Genomic DNA, 25,403 nt, shown 5'->3' with positions numbered 1-25,403 from the left:
CTACGGCTGTAGGGAGATAGTTATTTCTGGGTATTCTGGAACAGCCCTGTCTCCCCTACCACTGCTTGTCACTTCTACTTTTTGTGCCCTGAGGGTACCCGCGATGTCCCCGGTAGCCTTCCTCAGCTCCTCGAGGTGCATAGTAGTATAGATGGTGAGCTTGGAGATTTCTTTGCTCAGCGGTATCTTTGCGTCGTGTTTTGCCCGTCTCCCCTCCGCAATTATGGCTACAACGATTTCTCCTGTCTTCGCCTTTTCCGCGTCGTATTCTACCTGCTCTGGCCAGGGCGAGGTAGTTATGCTTTCCCAGTTTTCGGAGCCCTTGAGAACTTCCTGGTAAATCTCCTCTGAGACATGTGGGGCAAAAACCGAGAGCATCTGTATAGTCCTCAGCAACACTAGCCTCAACACGTATTTTGCTACACGGTCGCCCTGAGACAGCCTATACTTTATGATCTCTAAGTAGTGGTCACAGAGCTTGTGCCAGGCAAAGTCTACCAGCCTCTGTGAAGCCTCCTGGAACTGGTAGTTCTCAAGCGAAGACGTGACCTGCCTTATAGTCTCGGACAGCTCTCGAAGTATCCAGTGGTCTACATGTGATAGCTCCTCCATGCTTGGCGGTGGAACCTCCTCTATAAATGAGCTCGCGAGCCGGGCAGCGTTCCATATCTTCACGAGGAACCTGTGCGCATAGTCTACGCCCTCCCACGAGAACCTCACGTCCTGTCCAGTGGAGGCCGCCATCGCGACCCAGAGCCTGAAACTGTCTGCGCCGTACTTTTCGAGGACCTCTGTGACAGCTACATAGTTTCCGTAGCTCTTGTGCATCATCCTGCCGTCTGTGCCGCGGACCATGCCGTTGATCAGTGCGGTCTTGAACTGGGGCTTGCCGAAGAGGGCTATACCCCTGAGCAGTAAATAGTAGTCCCAGGTTCTAATTATGTCGTAGCCGTTTGGCTGGAGGTCTGCGGGGAAAAGCCTCTCGTCAAAGTTGTCTGGCCAGCCAGCGTGGACGGCGGCAGTTATGCTTGAGTCCATCCAGGTATCCATGACGTCTCTTTCTGGGACAATGTTTTTAGACCCACACTTTGGACACTTCTCGAAGGGTGGACTGTCGAAGCGTGGGTCGTGTGGGAGCTTCTCTGGTGGCACGACGAGCTCTGCTCCGCAGTCCTTGCAGTAGTAGACGGGTATTGGCGTAGCGAACAGCCTCTGCCTGGAGATTACCCAGTCCCAGTCTAGGTTGAGAACCCAGTTCTCGAGCCTCTTGTACATGTAGGGTGGAACCCAGTTTATCCTCTTTGCTTCTTCGAGAACCTTCTCGTTAAGAGCCGTAGACTTCACGAACCACTGTTTCTTTGGAAGTATCTCGACGGGCGTATGGCAACGCCAACAAGTGCCAACAGTGGACTGTATGTTTTCAGTTTTGACAAGTAAACCCTTTTCTCTTAGTATCTCTGCTATTTTTTTCCTCGCTTCCTCAATTGGCAGTCCCTGCAGGGGGCCAGTGTTCCCGTTCATTCTGCCGTTGTCAGTGATAGAGATTATCAAGGGCAGGTTGTGTTTCTTCTGCCATTTTACGTCTGTCTTGTCGCCGTAGGTACAGATCATCACGGCGCCTGTACCGAATGTCTTGTCTACGTCTTCGTCGAAGATTATGGGAACCTTACGTTCATAGATGGGGACGACTGCATGTTTGCCTTGGAGGCTCCTATACCTCTCGTCAGTCGGGTTTACTGCTACAGCTACACAGGAAGCTAGAAGCTCGGGCCTAGTCGTGGCTATTACGACGTCCTCGCCCGTCTCGGCGACCTTGAACTTTATGTAGTATAGGGGACGAGATTTCTCCACGTATTCTACTTCTGCCTCGGCGATGGCCGTTTCGCATCTTGGGCACCAGATGACAGGGTGCTCCCCGCGGTAAATCAGCCCCTTCTTGTACATCTCTACGAAGCTTAGCTGTGTCCTACGCCAGTAGTCAGGATTCATCGTCATGTACTCGGTTGTCCAGTCTATGCTCAGCCCAAGCCTTTTAAGGGCGGCACGCATGTCGCCTATCCACTTGAGCGTGTATTCCTTGCACAGCCTGAGAAACTCCAGGGGGTCTACCTCGCTACGCCTCTTGCCGATTGCACGTTCAACCCTGACCTCTGTGGGAAGCCCGTGGCAGTCCCACCCCTGCGGGAAGAAGACATTGTAGCCCCTCATCCTCTTGTATCTAGCAACGAAGTCGATGTATGAAAAGTTGAGGGCATTGCCCACGTGGAGGTCTCCGCTTGGATAGGGTGGCGGCGTGTCAATCGAGAATGTTGGCCTAGTCCTGTCTTCGCGTCTGAACCGGTATAGGCCTTTTTCTTCCCATGTTTTCTGCCATTTTTCTTCGACAAGTTTGAAGTCGTATACCTTTGGTAGCTTGAATTCAGCCATGTGTATGCACCAAGGATGCTGAAAAAATAGGGACTTGCTGATAATTTAAGCTTAGCGTGTGGTGATGCTCCCAATATAAATAGAAAAATTATATGAGAGGTAGATGTATGTCTACGGTTCTAATGGTGATGGTGGTGATGGTGATGCTCGTGTACGTCTTCGACAGTTTCTTCTATTTCTTCTGAGCCTAGACCTGCCAGTTGCTCCTGTAGCTTTTGTGGAAGCTCGACACCATAGGCTTGGAGAATCTGTGCAACAAAGTAGGGGTCTGGAGCGGCGCCTTCAAATTCAAGCTTGTCTTCTCCATCTATTTGTATAACGTTTTTGGGCACCGCGTAGACCCCGTACTTGTCGGCTAGATCCGAGAACTCTAGGGCCTCTATCATGTCTCCATAGATATTTTTGTTCACCATTGCGAACCTGTGCGCCGCCCTGACGGCTAGTGGGCAGTATGGACACGTGGGCGTTACGAATATCATTATGCGTGTGGGCCTTGTGACGTATTTGAGCAACGCTTCCTTTATCTCTGGCGATACGTTGACTCGCCCAGTAGAGGCGTCTACAATGTCCTCTATGAATGCCCCGAACTCGTAGCCGGCGGGTATCCCAAAGTAGCGTATGTTCCACTCGTCGACGCCGTGGATTAGAAGCGCTGGGAACATGTCGATGTTGTACTTCCTTGTTTCTGGGTCGGACTTTACATGCTTGATTACTGTCACCTTGTTGTTTGACGTCTGCTGAACCAGGTCGAGGATCTGCTGTGTGTCTTCACAGTAGACGCATTCGGCATCTGGGTCTAGGAACCAGTGTATCTTTACGGGTGACTCTAGCCCTGCAAAAGTCTTCTTTAATTCTTCTACTAGTTCCTCATCATATTCTACTGGCATAGTGTAGCCCACGCTTCTTAGAATGGCCTATTTAAATTTTTTGTGTATACAGAGTGACTATTCAATGACTGTATAGCTTTCGCCTTGTCCAACAAATATCTTTGAAGGCTTCTTGATGGCAAATATGCCTGTCTCTAGAACTCCCGGCAGGGACTTGAGTTTTTCCTCTAGTATCCTCATATCACCGCTCCACTTGAGTGTCGCGTCTAGCAGGAAACCGCCGTTATCAGTGATAGCGGGGCCAAGCTTTTTCTCCGAGAAAACTCGTAGCGAAGACTCGGCGTTAAAGGTTTCCCGGAGAGCCTTCACCACTTGGCTGTATGACATTGGGTGGACCTCTATTGGAACAGTTAGGGGCCCGTCAAGCTTTGCCCGTAGCTTTGTGTGGTCAACAATGATTACGTATTCCCGTGCATAGTAGTTGACAAGCTTTTCTCTTAGGAGGCACCCTCCCCCTCCCTTGATGAGGGACTTGTCTGGGAAAACAGTGTCTGCGCCGTCTATGCTTAGGTCCGGCGTAAAGCTGTTCAGTGAGACTTCTATTAGGCCCAGCGTGGCGGCTAGGATGCTTGTATCGTATGATGACGAGACAATGTAGACTTTGAGCCCTTCTCTTTTGACCTTCTCGGCGAGAAGCTTCATGAAGATTTTGACTGTTGACCCGCTGCCCAGCCCGAGAACCATTCCGTCTTTCACGAGTTGTAGGGCTGCGAGCGCGGCGGAGGTTTTTTCTTGTGTTAATTGGTCGTGTTGTTTCTTTTGCTCCATTTGAGGCACGGGGATAAATATGCGTGCATTATTATAGTTTTGGCCCCCGGGAAACTTTGAGTATTTATTTTGTTCACTTATTTTTGCTCTTTATCTTAAATGTTGGTCTTTTATGCGATGTAGGCGAAAAAAGTGTTGGTGAAAGCCTCCGTGGAAACCGTTGGAGATTGGCCTTTGATGGACGAGGAGATACTTATCCTCGAGACAGGCGACAAGATGTACTTTAATTTTCCATACACTCTTTACAGGAAAGAGCTACGCAAGAGGCTAATAGACTACAACGTAGAAGCAAAGGTTACAGAGAACGCTCTAGGAGGCAAAAGAGTCGAACTCATCGTTGACAAACAGGTAGGCCTAGAGATCAAGGCTTGGCTGGCGCTACGGCTACCCACCATGGATGGAAAATACTTTATAACAGAAATGGAGGAAGTCTAGTCATTCTCGCTCCACTCGCCCGCTTTCCTTTTCCCCGGGAAAACAAAAACAACTTTGATACTTCGTCTTTCAATTCTTTCTTAGTTGCATCTAGGGGCGGCGGCTTTGGAAGCTGCGGTGGTTCCATTCTCTTTCAATTCTTTCTTAGTTGCATCCCAAAGTGGGAGGCCTTAAAGAGAATGAGGGTCTTACGCGATGTCTTTCAATTCTTTCTTAGTTGCATCGAGGCTGAAAAAAGCGGGCTACACGGAGGGGGCAATAAACACTTTCAATTCTTTCTTAGTTGCATCCCGGTAAACATCAACGTTCTTGACGAATCTCACAACTTACTCCTTTCAATTCTTTCTTAGTTGCATCCCGTCAGAGTTTATTCCAAAGCTGGGCATCACATCAGCCTTTCAATTCTTTCTTAGTTGCATCACTGAAAAGAGACTTGTTTACCTCTACAAAGCGATAACTTTCAATTCTTTCTTAGTTGCATCAGGGCTTCCGCGTGCCTGATACTAACCGTGACCGATATTGAGGCTTTCAATTCTTTCTTAGTTGCATCTCATTCAGATATCAATGCCGCGCTCAACATCCTCAAAAAAGCCTTTCAATTCTTTCTTAGTTGCATCTGGAGGTTGGGGACTTCGAGGAACGAAAAACTCTTTTAGACTTTCAATTCTTTCTTAGTTGCATCCTCGAGGTCTAGGATTGCACTCTTAAGCCTAATATAGTTCTTTCAATTCTTTCTTAGTTGCATCTCTACCTGGCTAAAAGATTTGATTACTATTTCTTCCACTTTCAATTCTTTCTTAGTTGCATCCTCAGGGCGAAAAAACTGGCCGCGGTGAACCCGGCAATCAAGACTTTCAATTCTTTCTTAGTTGCATCCCGCGAGAAATTCAAGCATGCAAAGGGTAAAACGATAGGAGCTTTCAATTCTTTCTTAGTTGCATCTAGGTTGAACGCTTAGCCATTACAAGTACCAGCTTGTTCTGCTTTCAATTCTTTCTTAGTTGCATCTAGGCGCACCGTGAGGAGCATCATTGCGCGTGAACGTGTGACTTTCAATTCTTTCTTAGTTGCATCAATAGTCTTTTTTTCTTTATTTCTTGAGGTGATACAGTCTTTCAATTCTTTCTTAGTTGCATCCGGGCGGCGTCGTGGCGCTGGCGCTTGCAGCCATAGGGATAACTTTCAATTCTTTCTTAGTTGCATCCGAAATTTTTTACCCAGGAGGGGTTTATATGTTTAACGTTTGATTTTATCAAGAAGTCTGCAAAACTGCCCTAGCACTAAAATTTACACATTAGAAACTTCTGAAACTTCCTTATCGAGAAACTTCCCGAAACACCCCGTTTTAGGTCGGGAATTTTTCCCGTAAACCTAAATTTAAAATAACCTTCCCAACGAGAAACTTCATAAATAACTTTTAGTTTGGCTTTAAGGAAGATATTGACAAAAATCTATTTTGGTTTATAAGAAGGCTTTTGTATACTTGGAGAACTGGAGGGGTGAGTTTTCCTGTTTGGGTCTGACTAATCACTTGAATGTTTCCTGTCGGAGGTTTCGGGCTATCTGGGTTTTGATTTAGGATGGCCGTGTGTTTTCGTTTTTGAGTGGTGGATCCTGGGAGGCTGTGGCTGTGGACTGTTGTTTTGGGGGCGCTCGTTTTAAATAGGTCTCTACGTATCTAACAATGCAATGATGATCCTTGTAAGGTCTGTATAGGTGATGTGTCGAACCCCGCTGAGCTAGAAATTCTTTAAAGCGGCATTGTTGTTTCGTTTTTGTGGGTGGGTGCCAGTATATTGTGGCTATAGAGGTGCTTGAGCCGTTTATAAGCAAGTGGATGTTCCACGAGTTAAAGCATGTGTTAGAGGTGCTTCCCGGGGACTGTGTTCACATTTATAACGTTAGGAGGGAATGCGAGGTCTCCATTCTTGCGGGTCTTTTCGGCTATGTGTCTCAGGGGAGCATAGCGGAGAGCGGGGACTTGCAGCGGTTTGACAGGGTGTTGGTGCTTGATCCACGTGCAGAAAAAGCGCTCTCGCCGGGGGACTTCTCGGGCCGGGTTCTAGTCGTTGTTGGTGGTATTATGGGTTCGCATCCACCTTCTGGGAGAACCCATAGAGAGCTGACTAGCAGGCTTTCCGTGGGCGAGGCGAGAAATATTGGGGCTGGGCAGTATACGATTGACGGCGCAGTATATGTGGCTAGCGAGGTTGCGAGGGGGAAGAGGTTGGAGGAGGTCCCCTTTGTTGACGGGCTGACTTTGACGGGTGAAGGTTTCGAGGTGTTTTTGCCGTATCGCTACCCATTGAGGAACGGTGCCCCGTTTATTTCTGAGGAAGAGAAAAGATACATTCTAGAGGAGCTAGAGGAGGACGAGTACCAGTTTTTATCCCAGGGCAGGCCCCCGGCCATATGCTAGAGACATGTTGCCGTGCCGGCGCCAAGCCCTCTTGGTTCTTGTTCAACGGTGCGTTTACTCGCTTGTCTTGACTCTTTCTACAGATACGAGGTCGGTTGAGCCGCGTCTCCTGCCAGACGTGAAGACTACTAGTTCTCCCACGTTGACTAGGCTGTTTTCGAGGGCTTTTGCGAGCATTTTCTGGAAGATTTCTGGGTCGGTTTTTTGTATCTCTGGATAGTAGAGTGGAGTTGCCCCGCTCATGAGGTTTGTGTAGCGTGCTGTTTTGAGGTCGTTTGTAATGAGTATTACTGGTTTCTGTGGCCTGAACTTTGAGAGCCGTCTCGCGGTGTTTCCCTTTTCGGAGAACGCTATGATCTTTGCGTTGATTATTTTTGAGAGGAGAACTACTCCTTCCGCTATCGACTCGTATAGGTCGGCCTTGTCTGACGTTATCTCTAGGGGTTCTGGGGGGAGTTTCTCTGCCTCTGTGATTATTTTCTTGAGCCAGACAACTGATTCTACTGGGTATTTGCCCGCGGCTGTTTCTCCTGCAAGCATGAGGGCGTCGGCCCCCATTCGGACCGCTGTTATGACGTCTACGACCTCGCTCCTGGTGGGAATGGGGTTGTTGATCATTGATTCTAGGAGCTGGGTGGCAACTACGCTTGGTTTTCCCTGTCTTCTAGCCTCTCTTATTATGAAGTTCTGTAGCCTGTAGATTTCTTCTAGCTCATAGTAGTTTGCTAGGTCGCCTCGCGCAACGAGGACTGCGTCGCTCAGCTGGAGTATGCTTTCAAGGGACTCCACTGCGCTTTTCGTCTCTATCTTTGCCATTATCTTGACGTCTTCTGCGCCCAGGTCGAAGAGAGTGTCTCGTAGTTGCTGTATGTCTTGAGGCTTTCTTACAAAGCTGAGAGCAATAACATCGAAGCCTGTTTTAACTGCGAACTCTATGTCCTTCATATCCTTCTCTGTGATCGTGGGTAGCGGGACATCCTTGCCCCTAATTGTTACAGTCTTCTTGGGCTTGACTTCGCCTTCTACCACCGCTTGGCAGACGGCTTCGCCGGCGCCGACCTTTGTGACTCTAAACGTGAGTGCGCCTCCTTCGACTAGTACCTCGTCTCCCTCCTTAGCTATTTCAAAGAACGGGGCATAGGGGACTGGGACTTTTTTGCTCTCGGCTGTCTCTTTCGCGTTTACAAAGACTACGTCGTCTCCTGGGTTAACCCTGAAGCTGTTGAAGTTTCCTAGACGTATTACTGGTCCCTGCAGGTCTCCCAGTATCGTTATTGGACGTGTCTGGGTCTCGAACTTTCTGAGAGTATCTACTATTTCCTTGTATTTTTCATAGTCTGCATGGGAGAAATTTAGCCTGAATATTCTTACCCCTTCCAAGATTAAGCGTTTTATTGTTTCCTCGCTCCAAGATGCGGGTCCAAGCGTTGCCACGATCTTAGTTCTTTGCATGGGTTTTGTTTGCCTGGATTTAATATAAAGCTATGTTTGTTCCTCTTTTTGGCCTAATAGAAGCCACAGGAGATAAATTATCCTCGCGTTCTCTTCGACAAATTTTTTGAAGAATTCGTCGTAGGTTTCGCTTACCATGTCTGGATAAATTTTCCTGGAGTTTTTTACCTTCAGCTGGAGGTTTGTTATCTTGAGTTCTAGGTCTTCTAGCCTAATGGGCTGTGTTACCCCTATTGCCCTGTATGCGTCGCTTCCAAGGAACTGCCTAATGGTCAGGAGGGTGGCAGGCGAGCCAAATTTTTCTTCGGCTTTCTGCTTGAGGTCTATGACTAGTTTGAGCTGGATGAGTCCGCTTAGGAGGGCTGCCTGGTATGTTAGGCCAGAATTGTGGAGCTCGCTTCTTACCCTGTCAAGGTCATAGACCAGGATCTTAAAGCCACTATTGACAAGATTCATGAGCGTGTTGTTTACTGTGTCTACGGGGCCGCTTGACTTGTAGTAGTACTTGTCGAACGAGGATACCTTGGCTTCTTCCCCGTCGTAGATGCAGATATAGGTTCTGAGGACTTCTCCCGTCTCTGTTAGGGGGATCTGGAGGGTTTCCATTGATAATACTTTGAGGTGCCTGCCAGGCTTCGGCACGAAGAACTCTTTTCCGCCAAACTGAAGTCTTATCTTGTTCTTTGCAAGTATATATTCCAGGACCCTCTTCGCAAACATTTTCGCAATGTCCCAGCTCCCAGACAGCGAGACCCATTCAACGTGTGCCTCCTCGTCCCTCTGCAGAAGGTATATCTCGCTGAGATCAGAGGGGGCGAAGCCGTCTATTTCATTGTAGATTTTTGCCCAGTCTAGCTTCTCGATGTAGCCTGCACATTCTTCTTCCCACAGTACAAGGGTTTTCCTGCCCCCAAAAGATGAGAGGGAATATGAGAATGTCCACAGGGGAAGATTGTATTTTTCGCGCAGAAAGACTGAAAGCGTGGCCAGCCCGAGCCTTATCTTGTTGGTGTCTTCCCGAGAATCGAGCTCGTATAGTTCTCCGTACGTGAAATCACTGTACCTGCCGGCCACGAATCCTGGAACCTCTATTACCTTGCGTCTATGCAGGATGAGCGTTTTTCCGGAAAGGTCGTACACTTGGCCCCTCTCGCTCTCCGTTATCCAGAGAACCTTGTAGGGGAGCTTAATGTACATCCCGAAGCCAGTAGTTGGCGGTATCACGTTGCTGACGGCTTCTGAGCGTAGCAGCCCCCTATAGAAGTCTCTGTAGAGGCTTGGTTGCTCGCCCCACTGTATCTTTGTTTTTTTGTATTCCTCGATGGTGTAGGCTAGGGCATCGTGGCTGTAGAGGAGCTGCTCGCTCAATGGATACACTTCTATTTTCCTGACTACTCTCCCCTTGCTACCGCCGATCTGAATATTTGCAACGATGCCATCACTAGTGTAGTCGAAGCATCCAACTTGGAACTTTTCCACGAGGTCAGAGAACGAGACGTCTTCTAGGTATTTCTCTGACGAATCTATCTTGAAGACTCTTTTCACGCCGAACGGTGGGGCATATTCGTAAAAGTTGATATAGTACCATGCCTGTTCCCCTCTTTTGGTGAGCCTGTTCCCCTCGAGAAGCCCTAGACTCTGCAGGAACTCTGCTTCGCTTCTTGACAGCTTTTGTCTCGCCTTTACCTTGAATAGGTAATAGAACAAGTATGCATACTTGTTGTCCTTGTTTATCAGCGTGATTTCTAGTGGAGACTTCACCCAGCTAAAGAAGGCGTCTACGCCACGCGAGAGTAGTTCGCGGTCCCACCTAGAGATAGGTATTATTATAGACTCGGTAAACTCTTGTTCAAGCCTTCTACCTTTTCTTCCCTCCTTTTGGTAAAACTCCCTTACATCTTCTGGAAGCCCAAGATGTATTATCCTGGCTATGGTTCCAATGTCTATTCCCTGGGCAAGGGTCTTCGGAGAAATAATGATCCTTATTTCTCCCTTTCTGGCTTTTTCCTCTATTTCCTCTCTTTGCCTTTTCGAAACAAGGTGGTGATGTGTAGCCACGAGTTCAAGGTTTTTCTCGCCGAGCCGGCTCCTCAGCTTCCTGTAGAGGTCTTCTGCAGACTCAATACTACGTGTAAAAACAACAGTAACGACGTCGTCCTCCAGATATGAGGAGACAATTTCCACGGGGTCTATAAAAGGCGATGGGACATCTACTCCAAGCGCCCTGAAGACCTCCACTATTTTGTACAAGTTTTTCTTGAAAAGGTCGAAGTCTTTTAGTGAACGCTTTATGTCTTCACCGACTCCGGCCTCTTCGAGCAGATATGCGTGTTCCTGTGCAAACTTCCATAGTTCTTCCAAGTTTTTCCCGAGAACCAGTATGTACTTGTTCCTCCTCTTGAAGGGCTTACCTTCTATAACCACGCATTCACGTGAAGTTGTCTCTGTCAGCATGGCGCATAGCTCCTCGGGGTTCGAGATCCCGGCGGTCAGCACAGCTACCTGTAGCTGTTGCCTGATTTCAGAGAGAATCTTTAGCATAGAATAGAGTAGGGCGATTTCTCTTGGGCTATAGAAGTCTACCTCGTCTATAACGATTAGGTCTAGATTGTTAAGGAAGGCATACAGGATTGAGCTGGAGGGTTTTGTAGCTATTCTCTTTATCTCCATTAGCATGAAGGCTGGATTAGTCACAACGATGTCTGCCTCTTTTAGTTCTCCTCTCAGCGTAGAAATCTTCTTTCCGTCTCTTAGCAACTGCTCTTTCGAAACAGAGTCTATCCTTGCAGTCTTTATGCCAAGGCTACGTGAGTAGTCCTCTATCCTCTTCAACTGGTCAGAAGCAAGGGCCAGCGTGGGGTAAATTGCCAGGGTCTTTTTGCGGTGTTTCCACGCATATATGAACCATGCCTCCGTCTTCCCACTGCCAGTTCCAGCCCTCAGTATAATGTTTTTTCCCTCGGTCAGAGCCTGGAGTGCCCTTAACTGATGCACGTATATTTTTCTCGTCAAAAGTTTCCCAAGTAGTCCTTCAGCCCCGCTTATGCCAAATAGCTCTGAGAACGTTGTTTCAAGCGTTTCCGGCTCTGACTCCGGCTCCTCGCCTGTAGTGTAGTAGTAGGACAGCTTGTCTAATAATGTCTCCGAATTAAGCATGTCTTCCTAGCGTTGCGATATTTCTAGGCATTATTTTACCCTTTTGCTGTTTTTCATTTCGTATATAACTTTATAAGGAGAGTAGGTCTTCAACCTTAGAGTAATATGCATCCATTCATCAAATGGCTGTTTGATGTTGCTAATTGGGTAGGAGGCTACCCAGGGATTTTTGTCATTTCTCTTCTTGGTAACCTCCTGCCGTTTATGCCAATTCCCTACCTTTTCGTGGTATATCTCTATGCGACCTTTATTCCTGGCTCCAACCCAATCTTGGTTGGTATCGTGAGCGGCCTCGGTGGTGGGGTAGGCAAGCTTCTTGTCTACCTGGCTAGCAGGGAAGGTGCACATGTAGTTTTAAGCGAGGAGTCACAGAAGAGATATGAGCGAATCGGCAAGCTACTAGGAAACTATGGCGCCCTAATGGTCTTTCTCTTCGCAGTTACACCTTCTCCCGACGACGTAATTATTATCCCGCTTGGCCTCATGAAGTATGACCCCCTAAGGTTCTTCGTCGCAGTTACAATCGGAAAAATAATGATCAGCATTGCTACTGCATATTTAGGTAAAACTGTTGCATTTTTGACAAAAGAAAGCCTCCTATATGAGATCATAACATCCATACTTCTCTTTTTATTTGTAATGATATTGCTAGTTATCGTTGACTGGGAACTACTTCTAACAGACCTAGGAGAAAAGGGACTGCAGAGATTCCTCATGGAACTTAGGAGGAACGGCTTCTCAAGGTATCTCAGAAGAACTAATCGAGCAAGAGAAGACACGGGAAATTCTAAGTCCTAATAATCTCAACCCTCAAATAAAAAAGGATATTAAGCTGGAAAACTCCTGGTTTCTTCGTGGCCGAAAAAGACTATAAGTATGAAATCGAGATAATCAAGCTCGAAAAGCCTCTGAAGATTGACGCAAAGCTTCTAGAAGACCTAAAGCAGGCCAAGCTTTCCAGAAAAATGATTGCAGAAATGAAGAAAGAGGCTGTAAACTGCCCTGTTCTAGGCACACAGGTGCCGTTCCTACAATGCTATAACTGCAAGAACTTTGTCCGCAGAGTCAAGGGAAAAGTTTATTGTAGAGGCAACCCACTCTAAGATAAAGCTATGGAGAACCGTCCGGGAATAGAACAAATTGAAGAGACTGCAAAGAAATACTATTTTCCCGACAAGGATTTTTCCATTGAAAAACGCCAAGTAGAAGAGCTTCTCGAGGAGTCAAAAAAGACGCTATCTCGGGAAACTATAGTCATAGATGCAGAGACGGGCAAGGTGCTCTTTGTGGGAGATACTCATGGGGACATTGAAAGTACAAAAAACGCGTTGCTGAAGGCGGTTGAATTATCGGTAGACAAAGTTGTATTCTTGGGGGACTACGTTGACAGGGGGCCCTACCAGTTGGGAAATATTCTCTTTCTGTTAGAAGTAAAAAACATGTATCCAGGGTGGGTCTATCTTCTCAGGGGCAACCACGAAACAAGGGTGATGAATGAGGCGTATGGTTTCCTTAGAGCCGTGACTCGTATATATGGGCCAGGTTTGTACGACGTGTTTGAAGAATTGTTCTCGAACCTTAGTCTAGCATTTTTGTTGAACAAAAGAATACTTGCCGTACACGGGGGAATACCTATTCGACCTATATCTATCGAAGAAATTCGCGGAATTCCCAAGGGTCTAAAAGACCATGAGATTGAAGGGAACGATATAGTTCTCCAGATGCTCTGGAATGACCCGGACGAGTACATTGAGGACTATGCCGATAGCCCTAGGGGTCCAGGCATCTATCTCTTCGGCAAAAGAATTTTTGAAGAGTTTATGTCTAGAAACAGCCTAGATTTGCTTATAAGGGCTCATGAGCCGGTAGAAAATGGTGTCAAGTATTTGTTTGATGGGAGGCTGGCCTCAGTTTTTAGTTGCAGGTTTTACGGTATTTCGCCTGCGGCATTGCTACTGGATGGTAATAAGAGAGAAATTGTAACGCTCTAGTTTTGCGTCTAGTATGTTACGCGTAGTTTGAACTCTGCCTTCTTTCCTATGTTCCAGTTTCTGACTGGCCTATAGTATCCGACTATCCTGCTCCAGTGGTCTACCTCGTTGCTGCCGCAGTGTGGACAGGTGTCTATGTATCCCGTCACGCTTTTTCCACATTTTCTGCAGACGGTTATTGTTGGGGTTATGCTGAAGTAGACTACCTTCGTGTTTGTGGCTATCCTGTATATGAGGTTTCTAAGTGCCTTGGGGTCTGGCTGCTCGTGTAGGAATAGGTGCATCATTACTCCTCCCGTAAATTCTTGCTGAACCTCGCCTTCCCATATTGCTCTCTGGTATATGGGGACATCAGCATAGTATGGCACGACGCTGTTGCTGTAGAAGTACGCGGTGCCATCCGTGGGTATGAGTATGTCGCCGTTTTGCAGCTCTTCCTTGAAGAGCTTCACGTCTGCCGAGGCGAGTTTGTAGCCTGTGCTCTCGCCTGGTATCTCTTCAACGTTGTATAGGACGCCGTCTTTCTGTTCAAGCTCTTGTGCCCTCTCCCTTATGAGCGACACCATCTTTTTCTCGATGTCTATTGCCTCCTTCATGTCGCTTGTAGAGCCCTCGAACCACAGCTTGGGGTTTCTCATGAAGTTTGCAGAGGCTTCAGGTAAACCAATCACGCCGATAGTGTTGAAGTGGTGTTTAAAGTGCCCGAGGTAGGTCTTTGTAAGAGGCATCAATCCAGCCTTAAGAGATTTCTCATATCTCTTTCTAAGGGTGTTTAGCACGCTCCTGGCATTTTCCAGCAGAGAGTCCAACAGTTCCTCGAATCTAGGCCACTCTCCCCTGCTAAGTATCGCTAGCCTTGGCAAGTTAAGCGTAACAACGCCTATGCTCCCGGTGGCGTCTGGCAACGCCCATATACCGTAGGCTCTGGAGTTCTCTTTGGACTTCATGAATTTTTCAAACGCGTCCTCTTCGTCTGCATGGTCAAGCTTGAGCTTGAGCCCGTTGGACGCCCCATTCATTACGTGGCTTACGTCGATTGTGAGGCGGCAACACATCGCGTAGAGAGCTTCAACGTTGCTTGCATAGCCGTTGAGCAGGTATGCGGAGCCCTTCCTAGACAACGTCTCGAAGAATACATCTGTGAAATCTCCCCATCTCCTGCCGTTCCAGTCGAAATTCTTGGTAAGCATCACTGTTGGAATGGGGAAGGTGAAGGGTTGCCCAATTGCGTCCCCGTCCCTATAAAGCTCGAATAACATCCTGTCGGCTATTAGTGCCTCTTCCACGTAGTCTCCAAGGGTTCCCTTCTTTTGTCCCCCAATTATCGCCTCTCCTTCAAGCATGTCTTTGCTAGTATCCATCACTATCGTTATATTGGTGAATGGGCTTTGATAGCCGGCTCTAGCCGGATAGTTAAGCTCGAAAAGCATTCCCTGGAGTATCTGCTTTACCCTCTCTGGCGACAAGGCGTCTTTAGCTATGAATGGAGCAATGAATAGGTCGAAGGCGCTGACTGCCTGCGCGCCTGTCCACTCCTGGGCACCCATAAAGAAGAAGTTCGTTAGATGGGCAACGGCTGTGTCGAGGTGCTTAGCTGGAGAAGAAACAATCGTGGGAGTCTTAAGACCCATCTGTAGAACCTTCTTGTAGCTCCATCCGGCACAGTAGGGTATCCAGAGCGCGTCTGGAAGCTTGTGTATGTGCAGATCCCCCCTAAAGTGTTGCTCGACGGCTCCTGCAGGCAGGTACTCTGCAAGTACTTCTCTGCGTTTAACCATTTTCTCGAAGAGATAATTCCTAAAATTACTGTAACTAACATTATGATTAGCGTTTTCATTTTTCTCCCAATCTAAATCCGAAAGATACGATCTCTCAAACTCAACAATTTCTGGAACCTTTTTCTGGGCAACAGTTTCAACCATAGTGATCACGTAGATGTGTATGTGCAGACAAGTTTTTCACTGTCTGGAAATATATGCAGGAAGAACTCATAATCGAAAATGAATATCATAGTAAAAATGCTAAGACTAAATTTATTTTATGACTTTTTACAAAATTTCTCTATCAAGTATATCGAAAAATCTAGATAGTTTTTCGTTGCTTGTAGTAGATCAATTAAAGGCTAAGTGTTCATCTTTTGTAGTTTCTCCCATAGTAGGTCTTAACATTAATAATAAAAATATCTTCATTCCTATACATACAATCGGTAAGTATGACTGACCCGAATCTTGAGAAGTTTTTTAACCCCGAGAGCATTGCTGTTATTGGGGCTTCCCGGGAAGAAGAAAAGCCCGGCCACGTCATCTTTAAGATTCTGCTTGAAAACAGGAAGAGGGGCCTCTTAAAGGCAAGGGTTTACGGGGTGAACCCTAAGGCAGACTATATTTTAGGAGAAAAAATCTATCCCAGCGTCTCCGCGATACCTGACAACGTTGATCTTGCAGTTATCGTGGTTCCAGCTAACCTCGTAGAGAGCGCGATGGAGGACCTAGGAAAGAAGGGCGTGAGGGCCGCAATAGTGATCACTGCCGGCTTTAGTGAGATTGGCAACGTAGAATTAGAGAGGAGAGTTGTTGATAAAGCCAAAAAGTTTGGAATCAGAATTATGGGTCCAAACTGTGTCGGAGTGTTCTCTGCGTGGAGCGGTGTTGACACTATATTTCTGCCGTACACCAAGGTTCTTGGTGACGGTAGAGAAGTTTTGAGTGCACCAAGACCCGAGAAAGGTTACGTAGCATTAATTTCGCAGAGCGGCGCTGTAGGCACAGCGGCCCTTGACTACATGTCTGGAGAGGGTATAGGGCTTTCACACTTCATCAGTGTTGGCAACAAGGCCGATGTCGACGAGGTCGAGCTGATCGAGTTTTTGAAGAACGATCCACGGACAAGAGTTATACTGCTGTATGTTGAAAACATAAAGGAGGGCAGGAAATTTATAGATATAGTTAGCGAGGTCACAAAGGAAAAACCGGTAATAGCCCTGAAGGCTGGCCGAACAGCGGCAGGAAAACGCGCAGCCGCTTCACACACAGCGGCTATCGCTGGCGTAGACGAAATCTATGATGCGGCGTTCAGGAGGGCTGGCGTTATAAGGGCAAACGACATCGAGGAACTGTTTGACTTGGCAAAGGCATTTGTCAAGCAGCCTCCCGCCAGGGGAAACAGGATTGGAATAATCACCGATGGGGGCGGCGCAGGGGTCATGGCTACGGACATGGCCGAGATGCTTGGCTTGAGGGTTCCCGAGCTCAAGGGCGAGGCTCGGGAAAAGCTGGAAGAGCTGAAGGATAAAGGTTTTCTACCCAAATATTCACAGCTGTCAAACCCAGTTGACTTAACAGGCTCTGCTACCAGTGAAATGTTTGTAGAGTCCACCAGGATACTTCTCGAATCAGACGAGGTCGACGCTGTCGTTATTTTGGCTCTGCACCAGGTGCCCGGCATCCCTGACCCAGTAGCCCTCGCACGTGAAATCGCAGGCATTGCCAAGAACTACGATAAACCTGTCGTCGCTGTAGACACTGGGTGGAGCGAGACAGCCATACTGGAAAGAAGGGAATTCGACATAAATGGTATACCAGCGTATCCTACTCCCGAGAGAGCTGTAAAGTCCCTTGCAGGTCTGATTAGGTACGGTGAGTACCTTTCTCGCAAGGGGGTGCTTGATAGATACGTTGAGGGGATCCTAAGGCTAAGGGCTAGAGATTAAGGTTCTTCTCTTTATGTATATCTTTTTATATATATAATGAGGTATTTGTTAATAGTAAATATTGAAAAATTTATATTGGTTTAGCCAACTGTTATATGAGGAAAATTGTCGCTACCAGAAAAAGTTGCAAGGTTTAGGGCAGCGGCTCCAGCTGAGCAAGAAGTAGCATTGCTAAATGCAATTATAAGTGTTGGCAGTGTCCACTTGGAAAGCGAGCTTGGGTCTTTGAAGAGTGCTCTACCAGAGCTTCTTGTAGATGTCCTAGAAGGCAGAGTGAACTATGCTAACCTGAATGTTGACGAGGCCTTAGAGGTTGCAAGGAAGGTTCTCCGCCCAGAAGACCCGTTCCTGCTTAAGCTAGAGGACAAGGTAAAGGAATTGAGACAAGTAGAGTTTATAGAGAAAATTTTGGATAAGCTTGGTGGAATAGGGGTTTCGCCTGACAGCTTCGGCAAACAGCGTCTCGGCGTCATAACGGGCTTTATGCTGGTTAGAGATGAGAACGTGCACGATGCCATAAGTGAACTTGTAAATGCTGGGATAATTGTTAGACGTGCAAGAGTCTCACCCGAGCACCACATAGTCATCATGATTTACAGCGTCAACAAGAGCCAAGAGGTAGATGCAGTAAAGAAAAAATACTCTTTAGGCATACAGTTACCGCAGTGGTTCTTTGAGCCCCTAGAAACGGCAAAGAGAAGGGCCGAGGAAGAAAAAACCAGGATCAAAAAAGAGATAATAGAGACGCTCGTAGAGATTGCTGGTGTCCTAAGAGACGCCTTTGAATTTGAAAGAGCCACTAGGATAGAAATTATCTCTAACACCTTGAAGGCAATAGAAAACGCTGAAAAGAACATCCAAGAACTAGAGAGACTCTTCACTGAACTCATGGCTTTTAACATCGTGCACGGGATCTGTAGAAAGAGAATCACTGTTTTCGAAGAAATCGGCCTTAAAAAACCAGTATGTGAGCTTTTAAGAAACATACTCAATAACGAAAAGGTTACACGTCAACAGTTCAGGAGAGTGCTGGCTCATATCTTTTCCCAGGAGGAACTAGACGAAATCGAAAACGAATATACAAGGCTTCTCTCTCTACAAAGCCTGTATAAAGCCTTGGGGACACTAAAATTAGAAGAATTAGCCGAGAAAAGCGTTTACATTGTGGCATCAGGAGGACAAAGACTAGAAGAAGTAGAGCGCCCAGAATACATTGTGAGTTATGGGTACAAGACTATAAACAAGTTTGCTGACGAAGACATGCGTATCTACATCTTCTCAGTCCCGGAGGAAACCTCGTCAGCTTTAGTCAATTATTTGAAGGACAGACTGAGGGCACAAGTAATTGTTGTAACTAGAGACAGCCAAGCTTTTAACAATACTCAGGAACAGCTTGCTAGAAGCCTAGAAACTGTAAAAAACAGTCTTTTGACAACTATAGTCTCAAGGAGCATCTTTAAAACAGGTACAAAGCCTGAAAGGATCCTCTCAATACTTAACAATGAGGAGCTGAAAAAAGCCTACAGCTACATATCCCAGCTTAAAAGTGGTGTTCCACAGAGGGGGCTACCAGAGGGAGACATATATTCATATCTAAAGTCTCTAACAGGGCTCGCAGATGAGACTTCCGAGGAGATAAGCCATGTGCGCGAGGAAATAGAGTTTGTAAAAGAGGTTCCATGTGAAAACGTTACGGAGAGACTCAGAAACATTGAAAAATCCCTCGTAGATGTCTCGAGCAAGCTTGTCGAGCTACTTTCATACAAATCCGTCGTTGAAACAATGTTTAGGGCACAGCCACTCTTGAGTGAGATCAGGGTCTTCAGAAGCAGGAGAATCACGGTCATAGAGGGGTATGTCCCAGTAAAATATGTCCCACTGCTAGAACAAACACTAAAAAGCAAGGTGCCGAGACTCTTGTACTTTAAGTACTTCGAAATCCCGAGGACAGCCACTGCTCCTACCTATGTCGAAAGAAAAGGCTTGAAGAAATACTTGTACACGCTTACGTCGATGAGGGGTACACCAGCCTACTGGGAGTTAGACCCAACACTCATCTTTACAGGGCTATTCATAGTCATGTATGGAATGATGTTCGGCGATATTGGACACGGACTAGTACTCTCGCTGTTCGGAGCATTCATGTGGAAAACGAAATACAGGCTGTTGGGAATAACAAGGGAGGGAGCAGCCACACTAGGGGTTCTCTCACTGCTAGCAGGACTTGCGAGCATGATTTTCGGCTACATATACGGAACCATGTTTTTCTTGGTGCCGCTCGGCAAACCCATTATTGCGCCTATACATGACGTTTACGGCATAATAGCTGTAGCTCTATGGTTCGGAGTTGCACAGCTAATACTGGCATTCATACTGAACATGGTAAACCTGTGGATATATGGAGACAGGCTTGGAGCCTTGTTCAGTGGCATGGGCGGCGCTGGGCTCGCCTTCTACGGTTCAGGAGTAGTAATCGCGTATAGGCTGGCCACCTCTGGCTTCAATCTAGCCATCCTGTCATCGTCCGAATTAGCCCCGTTCATCTCGGTTCTAGTTATAGCTTTGCTCAGCGTAGTGGGCTACGGCATGTTCGAGGCCTTGCACCGTGGAGAAAAAGAGAAATTTATGCACGCAATCAGCGAAGTCATAGAAATGATTATTGCATTCCCAGCTAACTCGTTGTCATATATACGGCTAGCCGCATTTGCAATGGCACACGAGGCCTTCGGGATACTCGCAGAAAACATGGCCGGCTTTACTGGGCCCATAGCTAGCTACCTTGTGGCAAACTTTTTAGTACTAGGAATAGAGGGGCTGGCCGTCGGCATACAGGCTATGAGACTTACATACTACGAATTCTCCACAAAGTTCTTCAAGGGCACAGGGATAAAGTTCGAGCCCGTTGCTACTCCGATATCAAGCATAGAGAAGACAAAAGCATAAGTAGTTAAAAGAATAATATTCAATAACATTTTTATACTCTTTTTCAAGATATCTTTTTTTGTATGAAGCACAAGAAAATAGCATACCTGTTACTGATGGCCAACATAGTCATCATGGTGCTAGGGCTAAGCGTCCTTGCCCATGCAACCTCGAAAATAGGCACCGTAAATCTCCAAGTACAAGAGACAACTAAAAGGCTAGAGCTTCCAGACGCAATAGCCCTATTGGCTGGAGCAATCGCTGTTGTTGGCTCAACCTTTGCTTCGGGTATAGCACTAAAAGGCGTAGCTACAGCAGGCTTCGCAGCAGCTGCAGAAAAACCCGAGCTGTCCACGTGGCTGCTGATCATGAGCGGTCTAGCAGAAGGTATCGCGGTCTATGGACTGCTACTAGGAATACTGATACTTGGAAAGATATAAAAGAAGATTACTCGAGAAAGATCAAATTTCGAATTATTATTTCTCCCGGCAGGCCAATTGTTTTGCCCAGCAGTATTTTTTCGAGGTTCTGGGCTTCTAGCTTGGCGTAAAAGTTGTATGCATAGACGAATGGAATGGTTGTGAAATGTCTAGTCTCTATTCTAGTTATTATTTTTCTCATTATTGTTTCATGTATAGTCTTTAAGAGGTCAGTTGTTGATTCCTCTTTTAATGTTATTTCTGCTGGTTTAGCGTCTAGGCCTGAGTATTTAGCTAAGTTTTCCACTGTTTGTGGCTTTAGAACTCTTATCCAGTAAGCTAGGTGTAGACTTGCCTCGCTTTTTATGGCTTCTTTTAGCTCGCTTTTCTCCTCCTTATCTATTCTTACAGCATCTAGCTGTTTCATGAGGTAGGCATAGTACTGGAAGTCGAGAAATGCTTCTCTCTCTGCTACCAAGCCCGTAGTAAAGTTGGGGACATTGGTTGTCAGCAGGTAGCTTTCTCTGAGTACCTCCCATATAGAGGACTCTGTTTTTAGGTTTGATATCTTTGCTGGGCCAATGTGCCTCCCGTAGGGGTAGTATATGACTGGCCTTGCGTAGCCGAGTATGTGTCTTAGCTGTATCTTTATGTTTTCAATTTCAAGCCTGTCTAAGAGCGCATAGATGAATGGCGAATATTCTTGTGACGCTTTTGCCAGGAGGCTTATGCGTGAAACGTATACCCGGTATATTTTTTCTAGTTTTTCTTCTAGTGTATCCTTCTCGCCAATCAACAAGTAGTCTTTGAAGGCGCCTATATCCTTGTCTCCATTTACTATTTGTTCGTAATCGTTCCTGGTTAGGAGCCTGGATTTTAAGCCGTGGGCCCTCACAGCAATATAGTTTTCCATTACTTGCCACCTAGGATTTTTACACGTACGAAGTCTTCTAGCTCCTCGTCTACCACTTTTTCTTCGACCCTTCTTAGTGCTGACTCGAGCTGTGGGATGACGTTTTTCTCGAGACTGTTCACGACTCTGTTTATGTAGAGTAGCTGGTCGCTTATCTTCTCTACTGCTACCTCCTTGTTAGCTACATCGATCATTGTCTTGACGGCGTTCCACAGGTTCTCGATAACCCTCCGGTAATCGGGATCTGCTAGCCTCGTCCAGTCGGGCTCCTCTGCTATCCTTATCTGGGGGACTGGTATGCCCTGGTAGCTGACTATTATGTGTGTGAGTTTAGGCGGCCTTACCAGCGATGACATTGATCTAAACTCGTGTTCGCCCCTGGCCATACGCATTATGGCGGCGTACCTTGCAGCCTCTATGAATTGTTTCTCTGCCTCTGGCCGCTTCCTCAACTCGTCCATAATTGCTAGAACTTCTTTGGCGAGCTGGTCGCGCCTCATCTGCAGGACGTCTTTTCCCCTCTTTACGAGCTCAAGCTTTCTTCGTAGATACTGTAGTGTGCCCCTCGAGGCCGGGAGAAAGGCTAATTCTTGTAGGGCCATAGTCTTCCCTAGCTCCTGTACTTTGGATGATATTTTTCGATGATTTTTTGCGGAATCCTTACTAGTTCTTCTTCTGGGAGTATTGAGAGGACTTGCCATCCAATGTCGAGTGTTTCCTCGATTGTCCTGTTCTCGTAGAAGCCCTGGTTGACAAACTTGTTCTCGAATTCTTCCGCAAACTTTAGGAAGCGCCTGTTTCTCTCGCTTAGTCCAACCTCGCCTATAATCCTGGCTAGGTCTCTTGCCTTCACGCCCCTTGAGTAGGCGTCGTAGAGCTGGTCGGCGAGGTAGCGGTGATCTTCACGTGTCTTTCCGGGTCCTATTCCTGACTTCATTATCCTGCTCAGGCTTGGCAGAACATTGATTGGCGGGTAGATTCCTTGTGCATACATTTCTTGTGCCAAGAAGATTTGTCCCTCAGTTATGTATCCCGTTAGGTCGGGGATTGGGTGCCTGAGGTCGCCGCCTGGCATTGTTAGTATTGGGAAGAGAGTGACTGTCCCTTTCTTGCCTTTTATCACGCCTGCCCTTTCATACAGCGTGGCGAGGTCGCTGTATAGGTATCCTGGGTAACCCAGACGTCCTGGGATTTCTCCTCTGGCGGAGCTTACTTCGCGGAGGGCTTCACAGTAGTTTGTCATGTCTGTCATGATTACTAGGACATGCATGTCTAGGTCGAATGCTAGGTATTCTGCGACGGTCAGGGCTATTCTAGGGGTCCATAGCCTTTCTACTGCTGGGTCGTCAGCCATGTTTAATATTGCGACTAGTCTCTCTATTGCTCCTGTTTCCCTGAACTGCTCTAGGAAGAATTCTGCCTCTGTTTTCCTTAGACCTATACCTGCGAATACAACTGCGAACTGTTCTCCTTCGCCTCTAACTGTTGCCTGTCGGGCTACCTGTGCGGCTAAGAGGTTGTGGGGTAGCCCTGAGACGCTGAATATTGGAAGCTTTTGTCCTCTGATCAAGCTGAAGAGCCCGTCTATGGCTGAGACGCCTGTTTGGATAAAGTCTTTGGGGTATTCTCTTGATACAGGGTTTATTGGCTCGCCAGTGATTTCTCTGAGCTCGCCCGTGACTATTGGAGGCAACCCGTCGCGTGGCTCGAAGCGCCCGTTGAATATTCTGCCGATTACGTCCTCTGAGACCCTTATTTTGAATGTTGAGCCCGTGAACTTGAGGACTGTGTCTGTGTCGAGGCCTTCTCTGTCGCCGAGAACTTGTACGGTCGCTTGTCCGATTTTTGTCTCGAGTACGCTGCCAAATCTCTCGCGGGCGTCTTTACCGTAGATCCTGACAACCTCGTTGTATGCGGCGTCCTCGACGCCGTCGACGATTAGGAGGTTGCCTCTGATCTCTCGTACTCCTCTGTATATTCTTCCTGGATACAGCTGTATCAATTTCTGGAGCATTGTTTCTGCCATCAGGCTACCACCTCTTCAGCTGTAACGCCTATCGTTACGCCGTGTCTTTTAGCTATCTCGTCCAGCTTGGACATGACCCTGTCGTACAGCTCCTTCACGGCTGCGAGCCCTCTCTCGTCTTCTTTTACTCGCATCATCTCGTATATTTCTGGCAACTTGGATATTTCCTCGATTGATACGCGTCTCCTGATGAGTTCATATGACTTGTCGAAGAAGTCCATCATGAGCTTGAGGAGCCAGTACTGTTTCTCTGGTTTGCAGAAGACGTCTTCGCCGCTGAGGGCTGTCTGCCTCAAGAATCCCTCCTTTATTATTTCGGAGGTCAACAGTATTAGGCGCTGGTCGTCTGGCAGTGCTCCTTCACCCACGACGGAGGCTATTGCCTCTATCTCGCTTGCAACGGTTAAGAGCCTGAGGGCTTTCTTTCTGTACTTTGGAAACTCTGGAGAGACGTTCTTCACCCACCACTTTTCAACGATGTCTGCGTACTGGCTGAAGCTTTTAAGCCAATTTATTGCTGGGAAGTGGCGCCTGTATGCCAGGTCCGTGTCTAGTGCCCACATTGTTCCTACGAATCTCAGGGTGTGTATTGTTACTGGCTCGTTGTAGTCTCCTCCAGGAGGCGAAACAGCGCCTAGGACTGTAACTGACCCGCTTCTTTCTGGTTGCCCCAGCGCCAATACGCGGCCTCCTCGCTCATAGAACTCTGCTATTTTGTCTGGAAGGTAGGCTGGGTATCCCCTTTCTACAGGCAGTTCTCCAAGCCTGCCGGCTATTTCTCTGAGTGCCTCTGCCCATCTGCTGGTTGAGTCGGCTATCAGCGTTACATCGTAGCCCTGGTCCCTATAATATTCAGCAATAGTTACGCCCATGTAGATTGAGGCCTCCCTTGCGGATACAGGCATGTTGGATGTATTCGCGATGACAATGCTCCTCTCGATAATTGGACGGCCTGATTTGGGGTCCGTTAGCTCTGGAAACTCCTTCAACATTTCCGCAATCTCGTTGCCACGCTCGCCGCAACCAATATAGACAACTATCTGTGAATCGCTGTACATCGAGACCTTGTGCAGTGTTACTGTTTTACCGGTTCCGAATCCTCCGGGGATAGCTCCTGCTCCGCCTTTAGCTATTGGGAAAAACGTGTCTATGATTCTTTGCCCAATCAAAAGGGGAACCTCGCTGGTAAGCCTTTCCTTGTAGGGGCGTGCCTGCCTGACTGGCCACTCTTGCTTCATTGTTAGTTCTTGTCTTTTACCGTTGTTTTCAATTACGAGGACGGGGTCTTCGACTGTGTAGTCTCCTTCTGGGACAACTCCCACCACTGTTCCGCTGACGCCTATTGGCACCATTATGCGGTGTTCGACGAGTGGTGTCTCTGGGACGACACCTATTATGTCTCCGCTTGAAACCTTTGTCCCTTTCTCTACCTTGGGGATAAAGTGCCATTTCTTGTTCCTGGGTAAGGGATTTACCTTGACTCCCCTCTTTATAAATGGGCCTACAAGTTCCTCTATGTTTTTGAGCGGCCTCTGTATACCGTCGAATGTTTGTGCCATTAGTCCTGGGCCAAGCTCTGCGACGAGGAGTTTTCCCGTGGCTATTACTGGCTCTTTTGGCTTGACGCCGCTTGTGTCCTCGTATACCTGTACAGCGAAAGAGTCCTGCATTACTCTTACTACTTCTCCGAGGAGCTCCTCGTTTCCTACGTAGACGACTTCTCCCATCTTTATGTCGGGAATCCCCTTAGCTATTACGACGGGGCCCGAGATGCTGGCAATATACCCCTTTCTATTGCTAGACATTATCAATCCCTATTTTCTAGTTTATGACAAGTTTAGAAACAAAGGTTATTATTATTTATTTTTGTATAAGTCCA

Annotated in this window: 18 protein-coding genes and 1 CRISPR repeat array; of the genes, 8 read left to right on the top strand and 10 right to left on the bottom strand. The window is 47.2% G+C overall.

Annotated elements, in window-relative coordinates; all coding sequences use genetic code 11:
- The 3 genes from QXT17_RS05625 to rpiA all read right to left on the bottom strand — a co-directional run bounded on the left by QXT17_RS05625 (position 1) and on the right by rpiA (position 4,082).
- The gene (locus tag QXT17_RS05625) at positions 1–2,427 is read right to left on the bottom strand and encodes a valine--tRNA ligase (protein ID WP_342783783.1); all 2,427 of its coding nucleotides are present in this window, start codon (positions 2,425–2,427) and stop codon (positions 1–3) included.
- A gap of 119 nt (positions 2,428–2,546) precedes the next feature.
- Positions 2,547–3,314 (bottom strand): protein disulfide oxidoreductase, encoded by a 768-nt coding sequence (gene pdo, locus QXT17_RS05620; protein ID WP_148681994.1) that lies wholly within the window; start codon positions 3,312–3,314, stop codon positions 2,547–2,549.
- Positions 3,315–3,371: 57 nt separating this feature from the next.
- Positions 3,372–4,082, bottom strand: a complete 711-nt coding sequence (gene rpiA, locus QXT17_RS05615; RefSeq protein WP_020962214.1) for a ribose 5-phosphate isomerase A — start codon at positions 4,080–4,082, stop codon at positions 3,372–3,374.
- A gap of 132 nt (positions 4,083–4,214) precedes the next feature.
- Here rpiA and QXT17_RS05610 point away from each other — a divergent pair, with 132 nt between their 5' ends.
- A complete protein-coding gene (locus QXT17_RS05610) occupies positions 4,215–4,517 on the top strand; it encodes a hypothetical protein (protein WP_148681995.1) in 303 nt (100 codons plus the stop codon).
- Positions 4,518–4,583: 66 nt separating this feature from the next.
- Positions 4,584–5,721: a CRISPR direct-repeat array (repeat unit 25 nt; unit sequence CTTTCAATTCTTTCTTAGTTGCATC).
- Between the two features lie 594 nt (positions 5,722–6,315).
- Positions 6,316–6,936 (top strand): SAM-dependent methyltransferase, encoded by a 621-nt coding sequence (locus QXT17_RS05605; RefSeq protein WP_020962216.1) that lies wholly within the window; start codon positions 6,316–6,318, stop codon positions 6,934–6,936.
- Between the two features lie 54 nt (positions 6,937–6,990).
- Here QXT17_RS05605 and pyk read toward each other — a convergent pair whose 3' ends face one another.
- Positions 6,991–8,388, bottom strand: a complete 1,398-nt coding sequence (gene pyk / locus QXT17_RS05600) for a pyruvate kinase (RefSeq protein ID WP_342783335.1) — start codon at positions 8,386–8,388, stop codon at positions 6,991–6,993.
- A gap of 30 nt (positions 8,389–8,418) precedes the next feature.
- Positions 8,419–11,544, bottom strand: coding sequence for a DEAD/DEAH box helicase (locus QXT17_RS05595; protein WP_020962218.1), 3,126 nt, complete (start codon positions 11,542–11,544; stop codon positions 8,419–8,421).
- Between the two features lie 105 nt (positions 11,545–11,649).
- Here QXT17_RS05595 and QXT17_RS05590 point away from each other — a divergent pair, with 105 nt between their 5' ends.
- The 3 genes from QXT17_RS05590 to QXT17_RS05580 are packed head-to-tail and all read left to right on the top strand — an operon-like array spanning position 11,650 to position 13,535.
- Complete coding sequence (locus QXT17_RS05590; RefSeq protein ID WP_020962219.1) at positions 11,650–12,342, top strand: VTT domain-containing protein; 693 nt, start codon at positions 11,650–11,652, stop codon at positions 12,340–12,342.
- Between the two features lie 56 nt (positions 12,343–12,398).
- The gene (locus QXT17_RS05585; RefSeq protein WP_020962220.1) at positions 12,399–12,647 is read left to right on the top strand and encodes a hypothetical protein; all 249 of its coding nucleotides are present in this window, start codon (positions 12,399–12,401) and stop codon (positions 12,645–12,647) included.
- A 9-nt stretch (positions 12,648–12,656) separates the two neighbouring features.
- Positions 12,657–13,535 carry a metallophosphoesterase gene (locus QXT17_RS05580; protein ID WP_020962221.1) on the top strand — a complete coding sequence of 293 codons (879 nt, stop codon included), beginning with the start codon at positions 12,657–12,659 and terminating at the stop codon, positions 13,533–13,535.
- Between the two features lie 8 nt (positions 13,536–13,543).
- Here the strand turns inward: QXT17_RS05580 and QXT17_RS05575 are convergent, their stop codons facing one another.
- Positions 13,544–15,457, bottom strand: a complete 1,914-nt coding sequence (locus QXT17_RS05575; protein ID WP_020962222.1) for an anaerobic ribonucleoside triphosphate reductase — start codon at positions 15,455–15,457, stop codon at positions 13,544–13,546.
- Between the two features lie 290 nt (positions 15,458–15,747).
- Here QXT17_RS05575 and QXT17_RS05570 point away from each other — a divergent pair, with 290 nt between their 5' ends.
- From QXT17_RS05570 to QXT17_RS05560, 3 genes are all read left to right on the top strand, one after another.
- Entirely contained in the window at positions 15,748–17,244 is a 1,497-nt protein-coding gene (locus tag QXT17_RS05570; RefSeq protein WP_020962223.1) for an acetate--CoA ligase family protein, read from the top strand.
- A gap of 105 nt (positions 17,245–17,349) precedes the next feature.
- Positions 17,350–20,187: a V-type ATPase 116kDa subunit family protein gene (locus QXT17_RS05565; protein ID WP_020962224.1), complete on the top strand. Its 2,838-nt coding sequence runs from the start codon at positions 17,350–17,352 to the stop codon at positions 20,185–20,187.
- Between the two features lie 62 nt (positions 20,188–20,249).
- The gene (locus QXT17_RS05560) at positions 20,250–20,606 is read left to right on the top strand and encodes an ATP synthase subunit C (RefSeq protein ID WP_342783784.1); all 357 of its coding nucleotides are present in this window, start codon (positions 20,250–20,252) and stop codon (positions 20,604–20,606) included.
- Positions 20,607–20,613: 7 nt separating this feature from the next.
- On the opposite strand, the gene QXT17_RS05555 is transcribed toward QXT17_RS05560, so the two are convergent.
- The 4 genes from QXT17_RS05555 to QXT17_RS05540 are packed head-to-tail and all read right to left on the bottom strand — an operon-like array spanning position 20,614 to position 25,329.
- Entirely contained in the window at positions 20,614–21,498 is an 885-nt protein-coding gene (locus QXT17_RS05555) for a V-type ATPase subunit (RefSeq protein WP_342783333.1), read from the bottom strand.
- Positions 21,498–22,100 (bottom strand): V-type ATP synthase subunit D, encoded by a 603-nt coding sequence (locus QXT17_RS05550; RefSeq protein WP_342783785.1) that lies wholly within the window; start codon positions 22,098–22,100, stop codon positions 21,498–21,500. The genes QXT17_RS05555 and QXT17_RS05550 overlap by 1 nt, the downstream gene beginning before the upstream one ends.
- A gap of 8 nt (positions 22,101–22,108) precedes the next feature.
- Positions 22,109–23,524 (bottom strand): V-type ATP synthase subunit B, encoded by a 1,416-nt coding sequence (locus tag QXT17_RS05545; protein WP_342783786.1) that lies wholly within the window; start codon positions 23,522–23,524, stop codon positions 22,109–22,111.
- Entirely contained in the window at positions 23,524–25,329 is a 1,806-nt protein-coding gene (locus tag QXT17_RS05540; RefSeq protein WP_342783787.1) for a V-type ATP synthase subunit A, read from the bottom strand. Before QXT17_RS05540 ends, QXT17_RS05545 begins: the two co-directional genes overlap by 1 nt.
- Between the last annotated feature and the right edge of the window lie 74 nt (positions 25,330–25,403).

The sequence above is a fragment of the Thermofilum sp. genome (genome assembly GCF_038871435.1).
GTDB classification, from domain to species: Archaea; Thermoproteota; Thermoprotei; order Thermofilales; family Thermofilaceae; genus Thermofilum; species Thermofilum adornatum.
The sequence above is the reverse complement of the archived record's forward strand: the minus strand, read 5'-3'. Positions and strand labels throughout refer to the sequence as shown.